Origin of the sequence: Streptomyces armeniacus (genome assembly GCF_003355155.1) — a bacterium.
Lineage (GTDB): Bacteria > Actinomycetota > Actinomycetes > Streptomycetales > Streptomycetaceae > Streptomyces > Streptomyces armeniacus.
The window spans coordinates 212683-237650 of record NZ_CP031320.1; the positions used below are offsets into that span (position 1 = coordinate 212683).

19 protein-coding genes and 2 pseudogenes are annotated in these 24968 nt (G+C 72.7%); 18 read left to right on the forward strand and 3 right to left on the reverse strand.

What is annotated here, in order from left to right; translation table 11 throughout:
- The first annotated feature begins 190 nt into the window (after positions 1-190).
- From DVA86_RS00935 to DVA86_RS01005, 15 genes and pseudogenes are all read left to right on the forward strand, one after another.
- On the forward strand, positions 191-1735 hold the full coding sequence (locus DVA86_RS00935; protein ID WP_208874917.1) for a sugar ABC transporter ATP-binding protein: 1545 nt from the start codon (positions 191-193) through the stop codon (positions 1733-1735).
- Between the two features lie 2 nt (positions 1736-1737).
- Positions 1738-2745, forward strand: coding sequence for an ABC transporter permease (locus DVA86_RS00940; protein ID WP_208874919.1), 1008 nt, complete (start codon positions 1738-1740; stop codon positions 2743-2745).
- Entirely contained in the window at positions 2742-3797 is a 1056-nt protein-coding gene (locus DVA86_RS00945) for a substrate-binding domain-containing protein (RefSeq protein ID WP_208874920.1), read from the forward strand. Before DVA86_RS00940 ends, DVA86_RS00945 begins: the two co-directional genes overlap by 4 nt.
- 30 nt (positions 3798-3827) lie before the next feature.
- Positions 3828-5012 (forward strand): Gfo/Idh/MocA family protein, encoded by a 1185-nt coding sequence (locus DVA86_RS00950; RefSeq protein ID WP_208874922.1) that lies wholly within the window; start codon positions 3828-3830, stop codon positions 5010-5012.
- A gap of 75 nt (positions 5013-5087) precedes the next feature.
- Positions 5088-6098, forward strand: a complete 1011-nt coding sequence (locus tag DVA86_RS00955) for a sugar phosphate isomerase/epimerase family protein (protein WP_208874930.1) — start codon at positions 5088-5090, stop codon at positions 6096-6098.
- 312 nt (positions 6099-6410) lie between these two features.
- Positions 6411-8846: a PQQ-dependent sugar dehydrogenase gene (locus DVA86_RS00960; RefSeq protein WP_208874931.1), complete on the forward strand. Its 2436-nt coding sequence runs from the start codon at positions 6411-6413 to the stop codon at positions 8844-8846.
- Between the two features lie 21 nt (positions 8847-8867).
- Entirely contained in the window at positions 8868-10277 is a 1410-nt protein-coding gene (locus DVA86_RS00965) for a ThuA domain-containing protein (protein ID WP_208874933.1), read from the forward strand.
- Between the two features lie 526 nt (positions 10278-10803).
- Entirely contained in the window at positions 10804-11913 is a 1110-nt protein-coding gene (locus DVA86_RS00970) for an inositol-3-phosphate synthase (RefSeq protein WP_208874935.1), read from the forward strand.
- A gap of 563 nt (positions 11914-12476) precedes the next feature.
- Positions 12477-13544: a UbiA family prenyltransferase gene (locus DVA86_RS00975; protein WP_245996204.1), complete on the forward strand. Its 1068-nt coding sequence runs from the start codon at positions 12477-12479 to the stop codon at positions 13542-13544.
- Positions 13541-14467 (forward strand): sugar phosphate isomerase/epimerase family protein, encoded by a 927-nt coding sequence (locus DVA86_RS00980; protein ID WP_208874937.1) that lies wholly within the window; start codon positions 13541-13543, stop codon positions 14465-14467. The genes DVA86_RS00975 and DVA86_RS00980 overlap by 4 nt, the downstream gene beginning before the upstream one ends.
- Positions 14461-15264: an EboA domain-containing protein gene (locus tag DVA86_RS00985; protein ID WP_425470737.1), complete on the forward strand. Its 804-nt coding sequence runs from the start codon at positions 14461-14463 to the stop codon at positions 15262-15264. The genes DVA86_RS00980 and DVA86_RS00985 overlap by 7 nt, the downstream gene beginning before the upstream one ends.
- Positions 15264-16118, forward strand: coding sequence for a TatD family hydrolase (locus DVA86_RS00990; RefSeq protein WP_208874939.1), 855 nt, complete (start codon positions 15264-15266; stop codon positions 16116-16118). Before DVA86_RS00985 ends, DVA86_RS00990 begins: the two co-directional genes overlap by 1 nt.
- Positions 16119-16120: 2 nt before the next feature.
- Positions 16121-17299, forward strand: a complete 1179-nt coding sequence (gene eboE, locus DVA86_RS00995; protein WP_208874941.1) for a metabolite traffic protein EboE — start codon at positions 16121-16123, stop codon at positions 17297-17299.
- Complete coding sequence (locus tag DVA86_RS01000) at positions 17296-18723, forward strand: alkaline phosphatase family protein (RefSeq protein WP_208874942.1); 1428 nt, start codon at positions 17296-17298, stop codon at positions 18721-18723. Before eboE ends, DVA86_RS01000 begins: the two co-directional genes overlap by 4 nt.
- Positions 18720-19463: pseudogene (locus DVA86_RS01005) on the forward strand (sugar phosphate isomerase/epimerase family protein); the annotation flags it as partial. The gene DVA86_RS01000 and the pseudogene DVA86_RS01005, both read left to right, overlap by 4 nt.
- 77 nt (positions 19464-19540) lie before the next feature.
- On the opposite strand, the pseudogene DVA86_RS01010 reads toward DVA86_RS01005, so the two are convergent.
- Positions 19541-19789, reverse strand: a pseudogene (locus DVA86_RS01010) (helix-turn-helix domain-containing protein); the annotation flags it as partial.
- A gap of 84 nt (positions 19790-19873) precedes the next feature.
- On the opposite strand from DVA86_RS01010, the gene DVA86_RS01015 reads away from it, so the two are divergent.
- Entirely contained in the window at positions 19874-21001 is a 1128-nt protein-coding gene (locus tag DVA86_RS01015) for an NAD(P)/FAD-dependent oxidoreductase (protein ID WP_208874945.1), read from the forward strand.
- Positions 21002-21147: 146 nt separating this feature from the next.
- A complete protein-coding gene (locus tag DVA86_RS01020) occupies positions 21148-21912 on the forward strand; it encodes a potassium channel family protein (RefSeq protein ID WP_245997513.1) in 765 nt (254 codons plus the stop codon).
- A 37-nt stretch (positions 21913-21949) separates the two neighbouring features.
- Here the strand turns inward: DVA86_RS01020 and DVA86_RS01025 are convergent, their stop codons facing one another.
- Positions 21950-23329, reverse strand: coding sequence for an MFS transporter (locus DVA86_RS01025; RefSeq protein WP_208874948.1), 1380 nt, complete (start codon positions 23327-23329; stop codon positions 21950-21952).
- A gap of 390 nt (positions 23330-23719) precedes the next feature.
- Here DVA86_RS01025 and DVA86_RS01030 point away from each other — a divergent pair, with 390 nt between their 5' ends.
- Positions 23720-24052: an SRPBCC family protein gene (locus DVA86_RS01030; protein ID WP_208874950.1), complete on the forward strand. Its 333-nt coding sequence runs from the start codon at positions 23720-23722 to the stop codon at positions 24050-24052.
- A gap of 163 nt (positions 24053-24215) precedes the next feature.
- Here DVA86_RS01030 and DVA86_RS01035 read toward each other — a convergent pair whose 3' ends face one another.
- Positions 24216-24800: a snapalysin family zinc-dependent metalloprotease gene (locus tag DVA86_RS01035; protein WP_208874952.1), complete on the reverse strand. Its 585-nt coding sequence runs from the start codon at positions 24798-24800 to the stop codon at positions 24216-24218.
- Positions 24801-24968: the final 168 nt, after the last annotated feature.

The following is a 24968-nucleotide window of genomic DNA, read 5'->3' on the forward strand; positions in this document are numbered from 1 at the left end:
GGCGGGCCGCCCGCCCCGCACGCACAGCGCCTCGCGTACCAGCGCCGTACCCGCACCTGCACCAGTACGAGTACCAGCACCGCACGCACCGCACCGCACCGCACACACCGCACCGCAGCACGTAACGCACCGCACACACCGCACCGCAGCACGTTCAGCTCCGCTCTGCCCGCACGCACGGAGGCCCGCCATGGCTCCACTGCTCACGATGACAGGCATCACCAAGACGTTTCCCGGCGTGCGCGCACTCGACGGCGTCGACCTCGAGGTCGAACCCGGCGAAGTGCACTGCCTTCTCGGCCAGAACGGCGCCGGGAAGTCCACGCTCATCAAGGTGCTCGCCGGCGCCCACCAGCCCGACGAGGGCGAGATCCGCTGGCAGGGCGAGACCGTACGGCTTGCCACGCCCGTCTCCGCCATGCGGCTCGGCATCGCCACCATCTACCAGGAACTCGACCTGGTGGAGCACCTGTCCGTGACCGAGAACGTCTTCCTCGGCCACGAGGTCGCCAGCCGCGGCTTCATCAGGACACGCGAGGCCCACGCCCGTACGGCCGAACTCCTCGGCCGGCTCGGCCACCCGGAGATCGACTCCGGGACGCTCGTCGGCGCGCTGTCCGCCGCCGGCCAGCAGATCGTGTCGATGGCCCGCGCGCTCTCGCACGACGTACGGCTGATCGTCATGGACGAGCCGTCGGCCGCGCTCGACCCGGACGAGGTCGACAACCTCTTCCGCATCGTCGCCGACCTGACCGCCGAGGGCGTCGCCGTCGTCTACATCTCGCACCGGCTGGAGGAGATCCGCCGCATCGGTGACCGCGTGTCCGTCCTCAAGGACGGCCGCGTCGCCGCCGGCGGACTGCCCGCCCGTACGACCGACACCAGCGAGGTCGTGGCGCTGATGACGGGCCGTGACATCCAGTACGCCTTCCCCGAACGGCCGTCCGGCGAGCCGGCCGCCGAGCCCGCCGGGGAACCGGCGCCCGCGAAGGACCCGGTGCTGCGCACCGAAGGCCTCTCCCGCGAGGGCGAGTTCGCGCCGCTCGACCTCGAGCTGCGGCCGGGCGAGATCGTCGGCCTCGCGGGGCTGGTCGGCTCCGGCCGATCCGAGATCCTGGAGACCGTCTACGGCGCCCGCCGCCCCACCGCGGGCCGCGTGCTGGTCGACGGCCGCCCGCTGCGCCCCGGTTCGGTGCTGTCCGCCGTACGCGCCGGGGTCGGGCTCGCGCCCGAGGAACGCAAGTCGCAGGCCCTCCTCATGCTCGAGTCGGTCACCCGCAACGTCTCCGTGTCCTCCCTGCCGCGCTTCTCCCGCGGCGGCTGGCTGGACCGTACGGCGGAGCGCGCCGCCGCCCGCAGCGGCACCCGCGACCTCTCGCTCAGCCCCGACGACCCGGACCGGCCGGTCCGCACGCTGTCCGGCGGCAACCAGCAGAAGGTCGTGCTGGCCCGCTGGCTGCTGCGGGACTGCCGCGTGCTGCTGCTCGACGAGCCCACCCGCGGCGTCGACGTCGGCGCGCGCTCCGAGCTGTACGCCCTGATCCGCCGGCTCGCGGACGAAGGAGTCGCCGTCCTGCTGGTCTCCAGCGAAGTGCCCGAAGTGCTCGGTCTGGCCGACCGGGTGCTGGTGCTGCGTGAAGGACGGGTCGTCCACACCGCCCCCGCCCGGGAGCTCGACGAGCACCGGGTACTCGACCTCGTCATGGAAGGCTCCGACATGGAAGGAACCCCGTAGTGTTGAGCACCGCGACCAGCCCGGGGAAGGGGAGCACCCCGCCGCCCCCGGTCAAGTCCAGGGCGAGGGCGGCGGCCACGCGCCTCGACCTGCGCCATGTCTCCCTGATCGCCGTTCTCGCCGTGCTCACGCTGGTCGGCGGCATCACCAAGCCGGACGAGTTCCTGAGCACGGACAACCTCCAGCTGATCCTCACCCAGGCGTCGGTGATCGGCGTCGTCACGGTCGGCGTCACCTTCGTCATCATCGGCGGCGGCATCGACCTGTCGGTCGGCGCGATCGTCGCGCTCGCCTCCGTATGGGCCACCACGGTGGCCACCCAGGAGTACGGCATCACCGGCGTGCTGTTCTGCTCCCTACTCGTCGGAGTGGGCTGCGGACTCGTCAACGGGCTGCTGATCGCGTACGGCCCGATGGTCCCGTTCATCGCCACCCTCGCGATGCTCGCCTCCGCGCGCGGTCTGGCCGAGCAGCTCAGCGACGGCAAGACGCAGGTGGTCACCGTGGATTCGGTGCTCGACCTGGGTGTCCCCGACTCGTACGTGCTCGGGGTGCCGCCGCTCGTGATGATCTTCGCGGCGGTCAGCCTGATCGGCTGGCTGGTGCTGAACCGCACCACGTTCGGCCGCCGCACCGTGGCCGTCGGCGGCAACGCCGAGGCGTCCCGGCTCGCCGGGATCGCCGTGAAGCGCCAGCGGCTGCTGCTCTACCTGCTCTCCGGACTCTGCTGCGGCATCGCCGCGTTCATGCTGATCGTCCTCACCGGCTCCGGCCAGAACACCAACGGCAACCTCTACGAGCTTGACGCCATCGCCGCCGCGATCATCGGCGGCACGCTGCTCAGCGGCGGGCGCGGCACGATCACCGGCTCCGTGCTCGGTGTGCTCGTCTTCACCACCATCACCAACCTCTTCGCTCTCAACAACCTCCAGAGCGACGTCCAGCAGATCGCCAAGGGCGCGATCATCGTCGCTGCCGTACTGGTACAGAAGGGTCGTAACTCAACATGAGAGAGAACTCGCACACGTCCCCGTTCGCCTCCCGCAGAGGACTCCTCTTCGGCAGCGCCGCCGCCGGTGCCCTGCTCGCCACCGGGTGTACCAGCAACGAGAGCAACGACGACGAGGACACCGGCAAGCAGCCCGCGAACGCCGCCGACAAGCCCGGCAAGAAGGTCACCATCGGCTTCGCCGGGCCGCAGGCGGACCACGGCTGGCTGAACGCCATCAACGAGCAGGGCAAGCGGCGGGCGAAGGAGTACGAGGACGTCACCCTCGTCAGCACCGAGGGCTCCAACGACACGGCGCAGCAGATCGGCCAGATCGAGACGCTGATCAACAAGAAGGTCGACGTCCTGGTCATCCTGCCCGCCGACGGCAAGGCCCTGACCCGCGTCGGCCTGAAGGCCATGCGCGCGGGCATCCCCGTCGTCAACCTCGACCGGATCTTCAACTCGCCCCAGGCGTACCGCTGCTGGATCGGCGGTGACAACTACGGCATGGGCCTGAACGCCGGCCGCTACATCGGCGAGCAGCTCAAGAACAAGAAGAACGCCAAGGTCGTCGAGCTGGCCGGGCTGGACAACCTCGAGCTCACCGGCGAGCGCACCAAGGGCTTCGACGACGCCCTCAAGAACTACCCGAACATCAAGAAGGTCGCCCGGCAGGCCGCCGAGTTCACGGTCGAGTCGGGGCAGGAGAAGATGTCGGCGCTGCTCCAGGCCGAGTCCTCGTTCGACGCGCTGTGGAACCACGACGACGACCAGGGCGTCGGCGCCGACCGGGCCATCAAGCAGGCCGGCCGCGACGAGTTCCTGATGGTCGGCGGCGCCGGCTCGAAGCGCGTCATGGACGCCATCAAGGCCGACAACTCCGTCATCAAGGCGACCGTCCTGTACCCGCCAACGATGGCGGCGTCCGCCATCGACCTCGCCCGCGCGCTGGGCCAGGGCAAGGGCGTCAGCGGCCTCGCCGAGCTGGAGATCCCCGCGTCGATGACGCTCTACTCCGCCGTCGTGACCAAGGACAACGTCGACGAGTACCTGCCCATCGGCTTCAACTGACCGTCCCGTTCCGGGACAGGGAGGAGCTTCATGCTGAACGACACCGCCGCACCCGCTCTGGGGGTGGGCATGGTCGGCTACGCCTTCATGGGCGCCGCCCACTCCCAGGGCTGGCGCACCGTGGGCCGGGTCTTCGACCTGCCGCTGAGCCCCGCCATGAGAGCCGTGTGCGGACGCGACCCGGCAGCCGTACGGGAGGCGGCCGTACGGCTGGGCTGGGCCGCCGCCGAGACCGACTGGCGCTCCCTCCTGGCCCGTGACGACGTACAGCTGGTCGACATCTGCACCCCCGGCGCCAGCCACGCGGAGATCGCCATCGCCGCACTGGACGCGGGCAAGCACGTGCTGTGCGAGAAGCCGCTGGCCAACTCGGTCGCCGAGGCCGAGGCCATGGCGGACGCGGCGCGGCGCGCGCGGGACCGCGGGCAGCGGGCGATGGTCGGGTTCAACTACCGCCGTACGCCCGCCCTGGCGCTCGCCCGGCACATGGTGCGGGAGGGCCGGATCGGGACGCTCCGGCACGTACGGGTGACGTATCTGCAGGACTGGCTGGTCGACCCGGAGTTCCCGCTCGCCTGGCGGCTCCAGCGCGACCAGGCCGGGTCGGGCGCGCTCGGCGACCTGGGGGCGCACGCGATCGACCTGGCGCAGCACCTGGCGGGCGAGGCGCTGACCGGGGTGTCCGCGCAGACCGAGACGTTCGTACGGGAACGGCCGCTGCCCGGCGGCAAGGACGGCACGGGCGGCGCGGCAGGGGCCGCGTACGGCACGGTCACGGTGGACGACGCGGCGGTGTTCAACGGCCGTCTCGCGTCGGGTGCGCTGGCCTCGTTCGAGGTCAGCCGGGTCGCCGCGGGCCGCAAGAACGCGCTGTGCGTGGAGCTGAACGGCACGCTCGGGTCGCTCTCGTTCGATCTGGAGCGCCTCAACGAGCTGCACTTCCACGACCAGACGCAGGACGCCGCCGAGGCGGGCTTCCGCCGTATCCAGGTGACCGAGGAGAACCACCCGTATCTGGAGGCGTGGTGGCCGCCGGGGCACGGGCTCGGCTACGAGCACACGTTCGTGCACCAGGCCCGCGACCTGCTCCACGCCATCGCCGACGACACCGACCCGAGCCCGTCGTTCGAGGACGGCCTGCGGGTGCAGCGGGTGCTGGCGGCGGTGGAGGAGAGCGCCGCGAAGAACTGCGTCTACACCCCCGTACTGAACTAGCCGAAGCACACACCGGAAGAGCACCGCCGGACGCACGGAAGCACCGCCGGACGCACAGAGGAGTTGGAGTTCACGATGCCGCGATCCTTCACGCTGTTCACCGGGCAGTGGGCCGACCTGCCGCTGGAGGAGGTCTGCCGGCTGGCCCGCGACTTCGGCTACGACGGGCTGGAACTGGCCTGCTGGGGTGACCACTTCGAGGTGGACCGGGCACTGACCGAGCCGGGCTATCTCGAGGGCCGCCACCAGCTCCTGGACAAGTACGGGCTGCGCTGCTGGGCCATCTCCAACCATCTGGTCGGGCAGGCCGTGTGCGACGACCCGGTGGACGAGCGGCACCAGGCGATCCTGCCCGCGCGCATCTGGGGCGACGGCGAACCGGAGGGCGTACGGCAGCGTGCCGCGGCCGAGATGGCCGACACGGCGCGCGCCGCCGCGGCGTTCGGGGTGCGGACGGTGGTCGGGTTCACGGGCTCGTCGATCTGGCACCTGGTGGCGATGTTCCCGCCGGTGCCGCCGCACATGATCGAGCGCGGCTACGCGGACTTCGCCGAGCGCTGGAACCCGGTCCTGGACGTCTTCGACGCGGAGGGCGTGCGCTTCGCCCACGAGGTGCACCCCAGCGAGATCGCGTACGACTACTGGACGACGCACCGCGCCCTGGAGGCCATCGGCCACCGGCCCGCGTTCGGGCTGAACTTCGACCCGAGCCACTTCGTGTGGCAGGACCTCGACCCGACCGGCTTCCTCTACGACTTCCGCGACCGGATCTACCACGTGGACTGCAAGGAGGCCCGCCGCCGGCTGGACGGCCGCAACGGCCGGCTCGGCTCCCATCTGCCGTGGGGCGACCCGCGGCGCGGCTGGGACTTCGTCTCGGCCGGGCACGGCGACGTGGCGTGGGAGGACGTGTTCCGGATGCTGCGGTCGATCGGCTACGACGGGCCCGTCTCGGTCGAGTGGGAGGACGCGGGCATGGACCGGCTCCAGGGCGCGCCCGAGGCGCTGCGGCGGCTGAAGGCGTACGACTACGAGCCGCCCACCGCCTCGTTCGACGCGGCCTTCGGCGGGCCCGAGGACGGCTGACCGACGGCGGGCGACGGCCGCCACCGGCTGACCGACGGCTGACCGCACGTCACCGGCGTACCGGTGCCCGTACTTTGTCCCGGCTCTGGAAGAAGTCAACTTCTGGATTTGTGAAAGGGGTTCACTAACTAGACAAAGATGGCTACGGTCCTTGGTGTGTACGGGTCATGATCCCCCCGCGACCCCCCTCGTACGAGACCCGTACACACCCCTTCGGGCACCGCCCCGAACTCCGGCGCGACGGCGCGCGCCTGTGCCAGGCACGACGGTCACGACACCCCCGTCAACCGTTAACGTCCCAGGAGGACACGCGTGCACAGGAAGAACCGCAAACTGAGAATCCGCCTCGCGGCCTTCGCGAGCGCCCTGCTCGTCGGCGGACTCACCGTCGGCATCAGCCCCACGACGCAAGCCGCCCCCGCACCCAAGAAGGACAAGCCCGCCGCGGCGGACTTCCAGCAGGTCACCCTGGCGAAGGGCGAGCCCGAGATGGGCGAGCCCATGACCATGGCCGTGCTCCCGGACAAGTCCGTGCTGCACACCTCGCGCGACGGCACGGTCCGGCTGACCGACGAGGGCGGCACCACCTCGGTCGCCGGGCGGATCCCCGTCTACTCCCACGACGAGGAAGGGCTCCAGGGCGTCGGCATCGACCCCGGGTTCAGCGAGAACCGCTTCGTCTACCTCTACTACGCACCGCCGCTGGACACGCCGGCCGGAGACGCCCCGGAGAGCGGTTCCGCCGCGGACTTCGAGCCGTTCAACGGCGTCAACCGGCTGTCCCGGTTCGTGCTCAAGGAAGACGGCACGCTGGACGCCGGCAGCGAGACCAAGGTGCTCGACGTACCCGCCAGCCGCGGCATCTGCTGCCATGTCGGCGGTGACATCGCGTTCGACGCCGACGGCAACCTGCTGCTGTCCACGGGCGACGACGGCAACCCGTTCCAGTCCGACGGGTTCACGCCCATCGACGAACGCGCGGACCGCAACCCCGCGTTCGACTCGCAGCGCTCCTCGGCCAACACCAACGACCTGCGCGGCAAGATCCTGCGCATCAAGGTCAACGCGGACGGCTCGTACGACGTCCCGGAGGGCAACCTCTTCGCGCCCGGCACCGAGAAGACCCGGCCGGAGATCTACGCGATGGGCTTCCGCAACCCGTTCCGCATGACGGTCGACAAGCCCACCGGCACCATCTACGTCGGCGACTACGGCCCCGACTCGGGCACCGCCGACCCGGCACGCGGGCCCGCCGGGCAGGTCGAGTTCAACCGCGTCACGGAGCCGGGCAACTACGGCTGGCCGTACTGCACGGGCAAGAACGACGCGTACACCGACTACGACTTCGCCTCCGGCACCTCCGGCGCGGCCTTCGACTGCGCCGCCCCGGTGAACAACTCGCCGAACAACACCGGCCTGGAGAAGCTGCCGGCCGCCAAGCCCGCCTGGATCCCCTACGACGGCGCCTCCGTGCCGGAGTTCGGCGACGGCTCGGAGTCCCCGATGGGCGGCCCGGTCTACCGCTTCGACAAGGACCTCGACTCGCCCAAGAAGTTCCCGCAGGAGTACGACGGCGACTTCTTCGCCGGCGAGTTCGGGCGCAAGTGGATCAAGCGCATCGAGCAGGGTGACGACGGCTCCGTGACCTCCATCAACGACTTCCCCTGGAGCGGCACCCAGGTGATGGACATGGACTTCGGCCCGGACGGCGCCCTCTACGTGCTCGACTACGGCACCGGCTACTTCGCGGGCGACGAGAACTCCGCGCTGTACCGCATCGAGAACGCCACCGAGGGCCACGCGCCCGTCGCCGAGGCCTCGGCCGACGTGACGAACGGCCAGGCACCGCTCGACGTCGCGTTCTCAGCCAAGGGCACGGACGCCGACGGCGACGAACTCACCTACTCCTGGGACTTCGGCGACGGCAGCACCGGCGAGGGCACCGAGCCCACGCACACGTACCAGGAGAACGGCACGTACAGCGCCACCGTGACCGCGACCGACCCCTCGGGGCTCACCGGCACCGCCTCGGTCCAGGTCACCGTGGGCAACACCGCGCCGACCGTGGAGATCCAGCAGCCGGTGGACGGCAAGCCGTTCAACTTCGGTGACGCCATCCCGTTCGAGGTGAAGGTCAGCGACCCCGAGGACGGCGAGATCGACTGCTCCAAGGTCAAGGTCACGTTCATCATCGGCCACGACTCGCACGGCCACCCGCAGACCTCGGCGAACGGCTGCTCCGGCACGCTGCAGACCAAGGCGGACGGTGAACACGACCCCAACGCGAACATCTTCGGCGTCCTCGACGCCGAGTACACCGACAACGGTGCCAACGGCCAGCCCGCGCTGACCACGCACGACCAGGGCACCCTGCAGCCCAAGCACCGCCAGGCCGAGCACTTCTCCGAGTCCGCCGAGGGCGTCACCGTCGGCGACGCGGAAGGAGCCGAGGGCGGCAAGGCCGTCACCGAGATCAAGGACGGCCAGTGGATCTCGTTCAGCCCGTACGCGCTCAGCGGCGTGACCGAGCTGGCCGCGCGGGTCAACGCGACCGCGGAGGGCTCCATCGAGGTACGCGCGGGTGCCGCGGACGGCACGCTCGTGGGCACCGTTCCGGTCGCCGCCGGAGACGGCTGGCAGGACCTCGAGGCCGCGCTGGAAGGCGCGCCGGCCGACGCCTCCAGCCTCTACCTGGTGTTCAAGGGCACCGGGTTCAGCCTCGACAGCTTCACCGTGACCAGCAGCTGACCGCAGAGAAAGGAGTAACGCATGCAGCGCACAGCACGCCTGGCGACCATCGCGGCGGCTCTGCTTCTCGGCTCGGCTGCCCTGCCCGCCGGACACGCCGCGGAGTCCGCGGCGCCGGCCGCAGCAGAGGCCGGAAAGGAAGCCGGGAAAGAGAAGAAGGACAAGAAAGACAAGAAGGAGGGCGAGAACGTCCTGGTCTTCTCCAAGACCGCCGGCTTCCGCCACGACTCCATCCCCGACGGCATCGCCGCCGTACAGCAGCTCGGCGAGGAGAACGGCTTCACGGTCGAAGCGACCGAGGACGCCGCCCGGTTCACCCCGGAGAACCTCGCCAAGTACGACGCCGTGGTGTGGCTGTCGACGACCGGCGACGTGCTCGACGACGCGCAGCAGACGGCGTTCGAGGAGTACGTGCAGGCCGGCGGCGGCTATGTCGGCGTCCACGCGGCGGCCGACACGGAGTACGACTGGCCCTGGTACGGGCAGCTCGCAGGCACGTACTTCGACTCGCACCCGGCCATCCAGGAGGCCACGGTGCACGTCGAGGACCACGAGCACCCGGCGACCGAGCACCTCGAGGACAGCTGGGTGCGCACGGACGAGCTGTACAACTACCAGTCCAACCCCCGTGCCCGGACGCGGGTGCTGGCCACCCTCGACGAAAGCACCTACACCGGCGGGAACATGGGTGACGACCACCCGATCACCTGGTGCCAGGACTTCGACGGCGGACGGTCGTTCTACACCGGGCTCGGGCACACCAAGGAGTCGTACGCCGAGCCCGAGTTCCGGCAGCACCTGCTCGGCGGCATCCAGTACGCGACCGGGGCCGTCGAGGCCACGTGCGCGCCTCCCGGCGGCGGTGACGAACCGGGCTACACGCCCATCTTCGACGGCACCTCACTGGACGGCTGGCAGCAGGCCGGTCCCGGCTCGTTCGAGCTGAACGACGACGGAACCATGACCTCCACCGGGGGCATGGGCCTGCTGTGGTACGAGGCCAAGCAGTTCTCCTCGTACTCGCTGAAGCTCGACTGGAAGATGGCCGGGGACGACAACTCCGGTGTCTTCATCGGCTTCCCCGCCTCCGACGACCCGTGGTCGGCGGTCGACAACGGCTACGAGATCCAGATCGACGCCACGGACGCCGAGGACAAGACGACGGGCGCCGTCTACGGCTTCCAGTCCGCCGACATCGAGGCCCGCGACGGCGCGCTCAACCCGCCGGGGGAGTGGAACACGTACGAACTCGTCGTCGAGGGCGAGAACCTGAAGCTCTACCTCAACGACGTGCTGATCAACGACTTCACGAACACCGACCCCGTCCGCAGCCTCACCGACGGCCACGTCGGTCTGCAGAACCACGGGGACGGCGACGAGGTTTCGTTCCGGAACGTCCGAGTGAAGGAGCTGACCACACCGGTACCGTAGGTCTGGACCTGCCCTGAGGCCGGGTCGGCCGAGCCGGCCGGTCCCGGCCTCCCGGCCGGTCCCGGCCCCTCATCCCGCCGCCGGTGGCCCGAGGGGGGCCGCCCGCGGCGCTGGCGGCGGGTGGGGAGAACGCCGACTCCCCACCCGTTGCCGTACGGGTGCCGTGCGGGCGCCGTACGACCGCTGTGCGGGCGCCGTACGGGGTGCCTGCGGGGTGCCGCGCCACCTGCCGTGCACGTACGGGAGGTTGGGCGGGCGGCCGGATGGGCAGTGCGGCTCGTGGGCTGCACGCCGCACAACAGCTGAATCGGGAGCACCACACGGCACACCACAGCCGGTACGTGCGCATGCACGGCTCCGGCACGACGGCACGAGGCACCACGTACGACGGCACGAGGCGCCAGGCACGACGGCGCCAGGCACCACGGCACAACCCCCGTACGGGCACGGCCCGTACGGCGGCGCTCCAGCCCACTCGACGACAGAGGCCCCCACCACGGCAGAGCAACAACCAGGGAGGCAGGACGTGACCGAGGACCGAACAGGCGTGTGGCTCATCGGAGCCCGCGGCTCCGTCGCCACCACCGCGATCGCCGGCTGCGCGGCCGTCGCCGCGGGGCTCCATCCCGCCACGGGAATGGTCACCGCGACCGACCCCTTCGCCGACAGCGGACTGCCACCCCTGGAGACCCTCGTCTTCGGGGGCCACGACACGGCGCACACCCCGCTGCCCAAACGGGCCGAGGAACTCGTCACCTCCGGCGCCCTCCCGCACGGCCTGCCCGCCGCACTCCGCGCCGAACTGTCCGCAGCCGACGACGCGTTGCGCCCCGGCGGGCCCTGCCCCGACGACCCGCGCGGCGAGGAGGAGCTGATCGACGCCTTCGCCGCCGACCTCGACGGCTTCCGGCGCACGCACGGACTCGCCCGTGTCGTCGTGATCAACGTCGCCACCACGGAACCCGTTCCCGCCGGGGACGCCGCCCTGCCCGCCAGCTCCCTCTACGCGGCGGCGGCGCTGCGCGCGGGCTGCCCGTACGTCAACTTCACCCCCTCCGCCGGGCTCCACCACCCGCGGCTGCGGGCAGAGGCGGAGCGCTCGGGGCTCCCGTACGCGGGCCGCGACGGCAAGACGGGGCAGACGCTGCTGCGCTCCGTACTGGCGCCGATGTTCGCGCAGCGCGCCCTGTCCGTACGGTCCTGGTCCGGCACGAACCTGCTCGGCGGCGGCGACGGGGCCGCCCTCACCGACCCCGGCGCGGCCGCGGCGAAGAACGCCGGCAAGGCCCGGGTGCTGTCCGACACCCTCGGCGAACTCCCCGAGGGCGAGCTGCACATCGACGACGTACCGGCGCTGGGCGACTGGAAGACCGCCTGGGACCACGTCGCGTTCGACGGCTTCCTCGGCTCACGCATGATCCTCCAGACCATCTGGCAGGGCTGCGACTCGGCACTCGCCGCGCCCCTCGTACTGGACCTCGCGCGCCTGCTCGCACGCGCCCACGAAGTGGGCCTGGCCGGGCCGGTCGACGGCCTCGGCTTCTACTTCAAGGACCCTGACACCGGGTCGAGCGCCCTGCCCGAACAGTGGCGCGCACTGCTGTCCCTCGCCGCCCGCCTCGGGGCCCGCCCGTGAACGGCCCCACACGGGTGGCCACGCTGGTGGCGGCGGGGGCACTCACGGTCGCGACCGCGTCGGTGGCCGCCGCCCTGGCGCGCCGCGGGGCGCGCCGCCCCGCGCGCCACCGGGCGGCGGAAGCCGCTCCGGAGGGGGGCCGGTTGGCGGGGCCCGGCAACGTTGCCATGCCGCCCGAGCCGTACGGGCGTACCCCGTCGACTGCCGCGCTTCGCCCGGCGCGTGCGGGTCGTCAAGGGATGGCGAGGCCACGGCGGGTGGCCGATCGGGGCGCGCGGCCCAGCGCGGGTGCCTCGTGGCCGGGGGCCGTCCTCAACTGCCGGACGGGCTTGATGTGGCGCGGGTCGTCCCCATGGCGGGCCCGCCAGGAGGGGGCGAGGGACGCCGACACTGTTGGCACCGGGCCGCCTGGCCGGCCCGCCGGTGCTCCGGCAACGCCCCGGCAAGGCGCCGTGGGCGCTGGGGCGTTCGGGGTTGTCGGGGTCGCCGTGCTCGGTGTGATCGGGGCCGTTGGGGTGCCCGTACGGCCGCCGCGCACCGGTGCGCCCAGCGAGCCCCGAGCCGTGGACGTTCCCGCTCGCGGAGCCGCCGAGCGTGCCGCCGACTGGGCACAACTGCTGCGCGTGTCGGCCGTGTTCACCGTGCCCGGGGACGCCCTCGCGGGCGCGGCAGCCGCAGGCTGCCGACCGAACCGCGGCACCGTGCTGGCCATGGGCGCCTCGCTCTGCCTGTACGAGGCAGGTATGGCGCTCAACGACTGGGCGGACCGGCACATCGACGCCGTCGAACGCCCCGACCGCCCGCTGCCCTCGGGCCGCATCAGCCCGCGCGCGGCGCTCACCGCCGCCGCCGCGCTGACCGCGGCGGGCCTCGGGCTCGCGGCCGCGGCGGGGCGTACGGCGTTCGGTACGGCAACGGCGCTGGCGGGCGCGGTGTGGGCGTACGACCTGGGCTTGAAGCACACCCCGGCGGGCCCGGCGGCAATGGCCACGGCCCGCGCCCTGGACCTCCTCCTGGGCGCCACCGCAACCCGAGCAGCGGCCCCCGCCCCCGCCAAGCCCGCCCGGGGCGTGGGGACGGCCCGTAACCCCGATGAGGCAGTCCGCCTTGGGGAGCACCCGGGCCTCAGCAAGCCCGTCCGGCGTTTGAGGACGGCCCCCGGCCCCGAGGCACCCGCGTGGGGCCGCGCGCCCCGGCCCGCCACCGGCGGTGGCCGTGCCAGCCACACCGTACGGAGCGCCGCCCCCGCCGCCGCCCTCCTCGGCGCGCACACCCTCGCCGTCACCACCGTGTCGCGGCGCGAGACCGTCGGTGAATCGACGGCGTTGCCGCTCGCCGCGCTGGCGGCCGTCGGCGCGATCGCCGCCGTCACAACCCGCGGCGGCCACAGAACCCCCGTACCCACCCTCCTCGCCGCCGCCTACGCGGCCACCGCCGCCCGCCCCCTCGCGCACGCCGTGCTCAACCCGTCGCCGCAGCTGTTCCAGCGGGCGGTCGGCGGCGGCATTCGCGCCATGATCCCGTTGCAGGCCGCGCTGGCCGCGCGGTCCGGTTCCGTACGTACCGCTGTGCCGCTGCTCGCGCTGCTGCCGCTGGCACGGCGGCTGTCCAGGAAGGTGAGCCCCACATGACCCCGCCCGCTGCCCTGCGGCGGTTGGCGTTGGCCTACGGCACCAACGGCCTCGCCGACCTCCGGCTCGACGACGCCCTCGCCGTCCTCGCCGAACTCGGCTACGACGGCGTCGGCCTGACGCTCGACCACATGCATCTCGACCCGCTCGCACCGGACCTGGCCCGGCGTACGGCCGCCGTCGCCAGGTCGCTGGAGCGGCGCGGCCTCTCCGTCACCGTCGAGACCGGCGCCCGCTACGTGCTCGACCCGCGCCGCAAGCACGGCCCGACCCTTCTGGACGCCGAGCCGGAGGGCCGGGCCGCCCGGGTGGGGTTGCTGTGCACGGCCGTACGGGTGGCCGCCGATCTGGGCGCGCACGCGGTGCACTGCTTCAGCGGCGTGGCCCCGCCGGGCACGCCGCACTACGAGGCGTGGCAGCGGCTGACCGACGGCATGGGGACCGTACTGGACGCGGCCGACGCCGCCGGTGTGCCGCTGGCGGTCGAACCGGAACCGGGCCATCTCGTGGAGGACCTGGCGGGGTTCCACCGGCTGCGGATGGCCGTCGGCGGTACGCCGGGGCTCGGCCTCACGCTGGACCTCGGCCACTGCCAGTGCCTGGAACCGGCGCCGCCGGAGGAGTGCGTACACGCCGCCGCGCCCTGGCTGCGGCACGTACAGATCGAGGACATGCGGCGCGGCAAGCACGAGCATCTGCCGTTCGGCGAGGGGGAGATGGACTTCCCGCCGATCCTGGCGGCGCTGCGCGACGTGGGCTACGAGGGGCTGGTCACCGTCGAGCTGCCCCGCCACTCGCACGCCGGACCGGCCATGGCGGAGACCTCCCTGCGCTTCCTGCGCGCGGCCGAAGCGGCGGCCGCGCACACGCGGTCCGCAGCAGCGCCCCACCCCGTACGCCCCGTACAGGAGCAGCCGTGCTGAGGGCCGAGGCGCTGTACGAGGCGCTGCGGCGGCGGCTCGGTGAGGACGCCCGTACGTGGCTGGACAGCGCGCTGGAGGAGGCGCGGCAGTCCGCCGCGGCCGACCCCGGCACAGGTCCCGGCCCCGATCCCGGCACCGGCCCCGACCCCGGCACCGGCACCGGCACCGGCGCCGATTCCGGCACGCAGCAGCCGGACGCGGCTCAGGGCGCCCGGCGCCCCATACCCGCCTGGGAGTTGCGGTTCGCGTCGGCAGGCCGCCACTGCCGCGTCCGCCCGGGAGAAGACCCGGACGGCACCGACGACCCCGACGGCACCGACGACCCCGCCGACGCCGCCCGCGTCCTCCTCCTGCACGCCGCCCGCCCCGGCCCCGACACCCTCACCCGCCTCTACACCCGCGGCAGCGCCGCCGAACGCCGCGCCGTGCTGCTCGCGCTGCCGCGGCTGCCGGTCGGCGCCGGTGCCGTGCCGCTCGTCGAGGACGCCCTCCGCGCCAACGACACCCGGCTCGTCGCCGCGGCCGTCGGCCCGTACGCCGCCGCGCACCTCGGCGCCCACGCGTGGCGGCAGGCCATTCTCAAGTGCCTGTTCACGGGAGTGCCCGTGGCCGCCGTGGCGGAGCTGCCTGAGCGGGCCGCGGGCGACGCCGAACTCGCCCGGATGCTGCACGACTACGCCGCCGAACGGACCGCCGCGGGCCGCCCCGTACCGGACGACCTCCACCGCGTGCTCGCGCTCACCGCGAAGGACGCGCTCACCGCGAAGGACGAGGAGAAGGAGGAGAAGGAGTCCTGATGCGCATCTTCGACCCCCACATCCACATGACCTCACGGACCACGGACGACTACGCCGCCATGTACGCGGCCGGTGTCCGCGCCCTGGTCGAGCCGTCCTTCTGGCTCGGCCAGCCCCGTACGGCCCCCGAGACGTTCTACGACTATTTCGACGGGCTGCTGGGCTGGGAGCCGTTCCGTGCCGCGCAGCACGGCATCGCCCACCACTGCACCCTCGCGCTGAACCCCAAGGAGGCCAACGACCCGCGCTGCCTCCCCGTCCTGGACGAGCTGCCGCGCTACCTCGTCAAGGACTCCGTCGTCGCCGTCGGCGAGATCGGCTACGACTCGATGACCCCCGCCGAGGACGCCGCGCTCGCCGTACAGCTGCAACTGGCCGCCGACCACGGCCTCCCGGCGCTCGTGCACACGCCGCACCGGGACAAGGCGGCGGGCCTGGCCCGTACGGTCGACGTCGTACGCGAGTCCGTGCTCGACCCCGCGCTCGTCCTGCTGGACCACCTCAACGAGACGACGGTGGACGCCGCCGCCGACAGCGGCTGCTGGCTCGGCTTCTCCATCTACCCCGACACCAAGATGGACGAGCACCGCATGGTCCGCATCCTCCGCTCGCACGGCGGCTGCCTGGACCGCATCCTCGTCAACTCCGCCGCCGACTGGGGCAACAGCGACCCCCTCAAGACCCGCGCCGTCGGCGACGCCATGCTCGCCGCCGGCTTCACCGACGACGAGGTGGACCAGGTGCTGTGGCGCAACCCCGTCGCGTTCTACGGCCTCAGCGGACGCCTCGACCTGGACGTCGTACGGCCCGAGCCGACCCACGAGGGCAACTCGCTGCTGCGCGGCGGTGAGTGACGATGCGGTTCCGGCACCCGGACGGCTCCACCGTCCACCTCTCGTACTGCACCAACGTCCACGCGGCGGAGGATCTCGACGGCGTGCTGGCGCAGTTGGGCACGTACGCCGAGCCCGTACGGCGGCGGCTGCACCGGGACCGGCTCGGTATCGGCCTGTGGCTGGCGCGCGACGCCGCCCACGCGCTGACCTCCGACCCGGCGTCGCTGCGCCGCCTGCGCGGCGAGCTCGACGCGCGCGGCCTGGAGGTCGTCACGCTGAACGGCTTCCCCTACCAGGGGTTCGGCGACGAGTACGTCAAGTACCGCGTGTACCGCCCCGACTGGACCGAGCCCGACCGCCTCGAGCACACCGCCGACCTGGCCCGGCTGCTTGCCGCGCTGCTCCCGGACGACGTCACCGACGGCAGCGTCTCCACCCTGCCGCTCGCCTGGCGCACCGGCTTCGACGCGGACCGCCGCCGTACGGCGCTGGGCGCGCTCACCGCGCTCGCCCGGCAGCTCGACGCGCTGGAGGAGCTGACCGGCCGCAGCATCCGCATCGGCCTCGAACCCGAGCCGGGCTGCACGGTCGAGACCACCGCCGACGCGGTCGCCGCGCTCACCGGCGACGGGGCGCCGCCCGCGCACCGTATCGGCGTGTGCGTGGACACCTGCCACCTCGCCACCTCCTTCGAGGACCCCGACCGCGCGCTGCCCGCCCTCGCCCGCGCGGGACTGCCCGTCGTCAAGGCGCAGCTGTCGGCGGCGCTGCACGCCGAGGAGCCGCACCGCCCCGACGTACGTGCCGCCCTGGCCGACTTCGCCGAGCCGCGCTTCCTGCACCAGACCCGGGTCCGTACGGGTGCCGGGCTGCGCGCCACCGACGACCTCGACGAGGCCCTCACCTCCGGCGCGCTGCCCACCGAGGCGCCCTGGCGCGCCCACTTCCACGTGCCGCTGCACGCGCCGCTCCGGCCGCCGCTGACCGCGACGCTGCCGGAACTACGGGCGGCGCTGGGGCAGTTGGTCGGCGGTACGGAGCCGCTCACGCACCACCTGGAGGTGGAGACGTACACCTGGCAGGCGCTGCCGGACGGGCTGCGCCCCCGCACCCGCGCCCAGCTCGCCGACGGCATCGCGGCCGAACTGGGCGTCGCCCGCGACCTGCTGACCGACCTCGGGCTCAAGGAGCTGCCATGACCGAACCCGCCGGCCCCGAAGCCGCACCCGCGCATCCCCTGCTCGTGCTCGACGTCGTCGGCCTCACCCCCCGGCTGCTCGCGCACATGCCGCGGCTGCGCGCCCTCGCGGACTCCGGCTCGTACGCGCCGCTCGGCACCGTCCTGCCCGCCGTCACCTGTGCCGCGCAGTCCACGTTCCTGACCGGGGTGCCACCGGCCGAGCACGGCATCGTCGGCAACGGCTGGTACTTCCGCGAGCTCGGCGAAGTCCTCCTGTGGCGCCAGCACAACGCCCTCGTCGGCGGCGAGAAGCTGTGGGACGCCGCCCGCGCCGCGCATCCCGGCTACACCGTCGCCAACATCTGCTGGTGGTACGCGATGGGCGCCGACACCGACTGGACCGTCACGCCCCGGCCCGTCTACTACGCCGACGGCCGCAAGGAACCCGACTGCTACACCCGCCCCCCGGACCTGCACGACGAACTCACCGACGCCCTCGGCACGTTCCCCCTCTTCACCTTCTGGGGCCCGCGCGCCGGCCTCACCTCCTCGCAGTGGATCATCGACGCCACCCGGCACATTCTCCGCACCCGCAAGCCCGACCTCGCCCTCTGCTACGTCCCCCACCTGGACTACGACCTCCAGCGCCACGGCCCCGACGACCCGCGCGCCCGCGCCGCCGCCACCGCCCTGGACGCCGCGCTCGCCCCGCTGCTGGACGACGCGGCCGCGGAGGGCCGTACGGTCGTCGCCCTGTCCGAGTACGGCATCACGCCCGTCTCCCGCCCCGTGCACATCAACCGCGCGCTGCGCCGCGCGGGACTGCTGGAGGTGCACACGCAGGACGGAATGGAGTATCTGGACCCGTGGACCTCGCGGGCGTTCGCCGTCAGCGACCACCAGATCTCGCACGTCTACGTCCGCCGCCCCGAGGACCTGCCGGCCGTGCGAGAGGCGCTGGACGGGCTCGACGGCATCGCCGAACTCCTCGACGCCGACGGCAAGAAGACCCACGGCCTCGACCACCCCCGCGCCGGCGAACTCGTGGCCGTCGCCGAGTCCGACGCCTGGTTCACGTACTACTACTGGCTGGACGACGCCCTCGCCCCCGACTTCGCCCAGCTGGTGGAGATCCACCGGAAGCCCGGCTACGACCCGGCCGAACTGTTCATGGACCCGCTCGACCCGTACGTACGGCTGCGCGCCGCCACCGCACTCGCCCGCAAGAAGTCCGGGATGCGCTACCGCATGGCCGTCGTGCCGCTCGACCCCTCTCCCGTACGCGGCAGCCACGGGCGGCTGCCCGACAGCGAGGAGGAGGGGCCGCTGATCCTCTGCTCCCGACCGGACGCCGTCACCGGCTCCGTCGACGCCACCGAGGTCAAACGGCTCCTGCTGGACCTCGCCCTGAACCCACAACGCACGACAGGAGACGCGTCATGAGAAAGCACCGCCAGAACGCCTCCCGTTCCACTGACGGCACCGAACTGGACCGCAAGCTGCGCCGCCGCGGCTTCCTCGGCGTCGCCGCCGGCACCACCGCGGCCGCCCTGCTGGGCACCGCCGGCACGGCCGCCGCCGCGCCCGCCCCCGCGGGCGCGGGCCTGAGACCGGCGGTGCCGCGCGGGCGGCTCGGCATCCAGCTCTACACGCTCCGCGACCAGATCCAGTCCATGGGCTTCGCCCGCGTCTTCGAGGAGCTGGCCCGCTACGAGTACGACGAGGTCGAGTTCGCCGGCTACACCCAGGGCACCGGCGACATCAGCCTGAAGCAGCTGCGCCGGCTGCTGCGCGACAACGGGCTCGACCCGGTCGGCAGCCACGTCGGCTACCACGCCGACGGCGGCGACCCGGACTCGTACACCTTCGCCACCCAGCTCGAGAAGGTCCTCGACGACGCGGCGGCACTCGGCGCCCCGCACGTCGGCACGCCCGCCAGCCCCAACCGGTACGGGAACACGGTCGACGCCTGGAAGAAGGCCGCCGAGGAGTTCAACACGTACGGCGAGGCCGCCCGCGCCCGCGGCCTGAAGTTCTACCAGCACAACCACGCCGAAGAGTTCGGCTTCGCCGAGGACCGGCCCGACGTGCGCCTCTACGACATCCTCCTCGCCGAGACCGACCCGCGGCTGGTCTACCTGGAGATGGACATCTACTGGGCGTACTGCGGCCAGTACAAGTACTGGCCGCAGTACGCCCAGTAGATGTCCATCTCCAGGTAGACCGGGACGCGCCGTCCCGCCTGGGGGGGAGCGACGGGTGGGTGGACGCGGGGGTCGCCGGTCTGGGTGCCGACGAGTTCGTCCAGGGGTACGCCGTGCGCCTTGGCCAGGGGCAGCAGGAGCTTCAGGGTGGGCTCGCGCTGCCCCGACTCCAGGCGGGAGAGCGTGCTCGTGGAGATCCCCGTGGAGGCGCTGAGCTGGGTCAGGGTGGCGCCGCGTGCGTGCCGGAGGGCGCGCAGGCGGGGGCCCACGGCGGTGAGTACGTGTGCGAGGTCGTCGTCGCCCATGGAGCCAGTTTGCCGTTATGGCAACAGTCTTTGTCAATCTCGGGAGTGCGAGCGCACTGTTGCCTCAGAACGGAGGTAACGCACATGAGCGAGCAGACCGCACAGCACGGAGAGCGTTTTGACGTGGTGGTGATCGGCGGTGGCGCCGCCGGACTGAGTGGGGCGCTGACGCTGGCCAGGGCGCGGCGTTCGGTGGTGGTCGTCGACGACGGCCGGCCGCGTAACGCCCCCGCCGACGGCGTGCACGGCTACCTGGGGCGCGAGGGCGTCGCACCCGCCGAACTGCTGGACACCGGGCGCGCGGAAGTACGCGGCTACGGCGGGCAGTTCCGGCAGGGCACCGTCCTGGCCGTCGAGCAGGAATCCGCAGGCGCGGCGGAGGACGGAGACGTCCCGGGGTTCGCCGTCCGCCTCACCGGCGGCGGGGTGCTCCGCGCCCGCCGGCTACTGGTCGCGACGGGCCTCGTCGACGAGCTGCCCGACGTCGCCGGTCTGGCCGGGCTGTGGGGCAGCGACGTGCTGCACTGCCCGTACTGCCACGGCTGGGAGGTACGCGACCAGGCCATCGGCGTGCTGAACACCGGGCCGCTGGCCGTGCACCAGGCGCTGCTGTGGCGGCAGTGGAGCGAGGACGTCACCCTCTTCCTGCACACGGGTCCCGAGCCGGACGACGAGGAGTACGAGCAGCTCGCCGCCCGCGGCATCGCGGTCGTGGACGGCGAGGTGAGCGCGCTGGAACGGGAGGACGGGCGGCTGACCGGCGTACGGCTCGCCGGTGGCACCGTCGTCGGCTGCCGGGCGCTGGCCGTCGCGTCGCGCATGACCGCCCGCGCCGGCTTCCTGGCGTCCCTCGGTCTGGAACCGGTCGAGCTGGAGAAGGCCGGAGCGGTGCTCGGCAGCCAGATTCCGGCGGATCCCACCGGGTTGACCGCCGTACCGGGCGTGTGGATCGCCGGGAACCTCGCCAGCATGACGGAGCAGGTGGCGGGCTCCGCCGCCGCGGGGGTCCGCGCCGCCGGAGCGCTCAACGCCGATCTGATCACCGAGGACACACGCCGCGCCGTCGCGGCTCGGCGCAACGTTGCAGCGAGGGCCGGAGCCCCGCGCAACGTTGCCACGGGCATCGGCGCCGACCCCTCCCCCTTCGGCCCGGCCGGCATGGAGCGGGAGGTGAGCGAACGCGTCCTCGGCACTCGCCGCCACGGCATGTGAAGGCGGCGGCGGGGCCGGAAGGCGGCCGGACGGCGGTGCCTAAGATGCCCAGCATGACGGGTGACAGCGACACCACCGAGGCGGCGGAGGCGAGACGTACGCGCTGGGAGCGGCGTACGGAAGTCCCCCTGCTGTGACTCGCGGCGCTGTTCGCGGTCGCCTACGCCGCGCCCATCGTCGTCGCCGACTCCGCCCCCTGGGTACGGGGTGTGTGCCAGGCCGTCGAGTGGACGGTGTGGGGCGCGTTCGCGGTGGACTACGGGGCGCGGCTCGTGCTGTCGCGGAGCCGCTGGAAGTTCGTACGCAAGCATCCGTTCGCACTGCTCGCGGTGGCGCTGCCGCTGGTCCAGCCGCTGCGCCTGCTGCGGCTCGTCGCCGCGCTGCTGCTCGTCGGGCAGCGGGCCCGGCTGGCGTCGCAGATCCGGGTGACGACGTACGTGGCGGGGGCGTGCGGCGGGCTGCTGATGTTCGGCTCGCTGGCCGTACTGGAGGTGGAGCGGGACGTGCCCGGCTCCACCATCCAGTCGACGGGCGACGCGGTGTGGTGGGCGTTCACCACGATGACGACCGTCGGCTACGGCGACATCGCGCCGGTAACCGGGCTCGGCCGGGTGCTGGCCGTGGGGCTGATGCTGTCCGGGATCGCGCTGCTCGGTGTGGTCACGGCCAACATCGCCGCCTGGTTCATCGCCCGCTTCGAACGGGACGACGAGGAGATGGGGCGGCAGACGGCGGCAATCTCCGAACTGACGGCGGAGGTGCGGATGCTCCGCGAGCAGGTGGCCGAACTGACCGCAGAGGGCGCCGGATCGCGGCCCCTCACACAGGAAGCGCAGCCCGTCGCACAGGAAGCGCGCCGCCTCGTACAGGAGCAGAAGGGCGCCGGCTCGGCCGGCAACCTGGCGACGTGACCAGCGGCACCGTTCTGCGGCGATAGAGCAGTCGGCGTTACGCGCTCCTCGCCACCGGGCGCACCAACGCGGCGTACGCAGCCGCCAAGACCAGCGCCGGGGCGAGCAGGGCCGGGCCGAGGGCGGTCGGCCCGTACTCCTGGATCAGCAGGCCCGTTCCGGAGGGCAGTGCGGCGATGCCGACCTTGGACGCGGCCACACGGAGGCCGACGGTACGGTCCGCGCGCTCCGGCCCGGCCCGTCCGGCCGTGGTCAGCACCAGCAGCGGAAAAGCGGGCGCCGACGCGAGCCCCAGGATCAGCAGGCCGCACAGGGCGAGGTACGGAGGACCGGGCACCGGTACGGCCGTCAGCGCCGCGCCGGCCGCGATCCCCGTGACGGCGGCGGCGAGGACGGGCGCCGCGCCGACGCGTTCGGCGACCGGGCCGAGAACGACGCGGCCGGCGAACATGGTGGCCCAGTAGGCCGATACGGCCACTCCGGCGGCGCCGGGCGAGACGCCGTGCCCCGTGGTGAGGAAGACGTACATCCACAGGCTCGCGGAGGCCTCGATGCCCGTCTGCAGGAAGAAGACCACCGTGCTGAGCGCCGCTCGCAGAGCGCCGGAGCGCGGCCCGCCGCGGACGGTGCGTTCCGTACGGGCCGTACGTGCCTTCGCGCGCGCGGCGCGCGTTTCCGCGGGCGGCGCGTCGGGGCGAGGACCCTCCCGACGGGGGCCGTCCACGGAGGCATCCGCAGGAGACGCGTCCGTGCACGACGCACCCGTACGCGACGCATCCGTACGCGACGCATCCGTACGCGACGCATCCGTACGCGACGCATCCGTACGCGACGCATCCGTATGCAACGCGTCCGTATGCAACGCGTCCGTGCGGAGGCCGTCCGCCCAGCGGTGGGCGGAGCGTACGAACGCGTACGCCAGCGCCGTCTGCACGGCCGCGATCAGCGCGTATGTCCAGCGCCAGTGGACGCCGGCGCTCAGGGCGGCGGTGGCGATCGCCGGGCCGGCGACGGCGCCGAGCCCGTAGCTGGCGTGCATCCACGTGAGGTGGCGGGCGCCGAAGTGGCGGGCGGCGTGTGCGTTGAGACCGCCGTCGACCGCGCCGTTGGCGAGGCCGAGCAGGACGGTCGCCGCGATCACCGCCCACAGGGAGGGGGCGAGGCTGTAGCCGAGGATCGCGGCCGCGGACAGGGCGGTGCTGCCCGCCAGCAGCCCGCCGATGTGCGTACGGGCGAGTATGCGCCCGGTCATGCTGCTCGACAGGACCGCGGCGCCGAGGCCGAACGGCAGGAGCAGCCCCAACGCGCCGAGCGGCTGGTGCAGATCGGTTCTCATGGCGGGCCAGACGATGCCCATCACGCTGTCGGGGAGCGCCATGCTGACGTAGGCCAGGCAGGCGAGAACGGCAAGAGGCATGGGGAGGACCCTTCGGGCCACAGGCAGGACCCGTAACCGCCGCGCGGGGCGGGGCGGGTGGGTCCGGCGGGGTACGGGAATCAGGCGGACGCCCTCTGGACGCCGCCGCCTCGCCGTGCTGCGAACCGAAAAGACCGGCAGCACGCGATGACAGGTCCGCGACGGCAGGTCGCGGTCATCTCACGTCAGCGCGTGCGGTGTTACCCGACTTCTCCAACTCCACCCATGTCCGTACCTCCGGCAGGTCACGCTATGCCCGGCCCGCCCGCGCCGCACTCCCTTTTCGCGGTGGCCGCGGCCGCCGTGCGGCGCGCCGCCCGTCACATCGCGCCCGCCGGACACGTCAGGACAGTGAGGACCAGTCCACCGTGTGCGCAAGGAGGAACTGCCATGGCACCGATCGTGTCCGAGATCGAGATCGACCGCCCGCCGGAGGCGGTTTTCGCGTACGCCACCGACCCGCTGCGCTTCGCCGAGTGGCAGAACGACGTCGTGGAGGTGCGTCTCGCGGGCGGCGGCCCGCCCGGCGTGGGGACGCGGTTCACCACGGTGCGCCGGGTCGGGCGCGGGCCGTCGCGTGTGACCTTCACGCTCGACTTCGAGGGGCGGGGGCTCGGCGATCTGCTGACGCCCGTCATCCGCACGATGGCGGCGAAGAGGGCGCCCGCCAGCTACTGGCGTCTGAAGGAGCGGCCGGAACGCGGCGCCGGCCGCGAGGAGTAGGAGGGCTGCTCCGGGCATCGCGCCGGCGCCAGCGCCGACGCCGACGCCGACGCCGACGCCGACGCCGCGAGAACGGCTTCCCCGTGACCCGCGGTCCGGCGCACGCGGCAGCGTGCGTTCCGGGCTCCGGTCACGGAGAAGCCGCCTGTCAACTCGCGGTGGTTCAGGGTGCGTCGACGATCGTACGGCCGTCGGACGGTGTGCGCCCTGCGGCGCCGTTGCCGTAGTTGGCCTCGACCGAGGCCTGTTCGCGCTCGTCAGGGAGCGCGTTCTTGCAGCTGGTGCCCGCGGAGGAGCCGGACATCAGCTGAGAACAGGGGCCGGGCTTGGTGTCGGGCAGCCCGAGGTTGTGCCCGAGCTCGTGGGCGGCGATCCGTATCTTGTCGTGGCCGTCGTCCACAGCCTGCTGGCCGAGTTCGACGCGTGCGCTGCCGCCCGGGCGGACGGGGCCTAGGGTCGCCTGCGGCCATCCGCTGGTGGCGACGATGGTGATCTCGGCGCGCGAGCCCGGTTCGGCCGGGGCGAGCTTGACGTTCTCGACGGTGCTGTTCCACGACTCGACGCCCGCCGTCACGGCCTCCTCCCAGCCCTGGGCCTGGCTGTCGTCGTAGTACAGCGTGGTCTGTGCGACGCGGTCGGGCGCTGGCGGCGCCGGTGCGGGTGACGTCGTGGCGATGGCCGTGGGCGCCGCGACAAGGGCGACCGTGGCGACACCGGCGAGGACGCCGATTCGGACTTTCCTGAGCATGGGGGGTCCTTCCTCTGGCTGATACGCGATCACTGACGCGAAATACAGGGCACAAAGGAGCGGGCCGAGCCTAGGGGAGGCATACACGTGCAACAAGGGGCGCCGTTTTCGGCGCGGTTCACCGGAGCCCGTCCGGCCTGCGCACTTCTACGGGAATGCGCGCGCCGT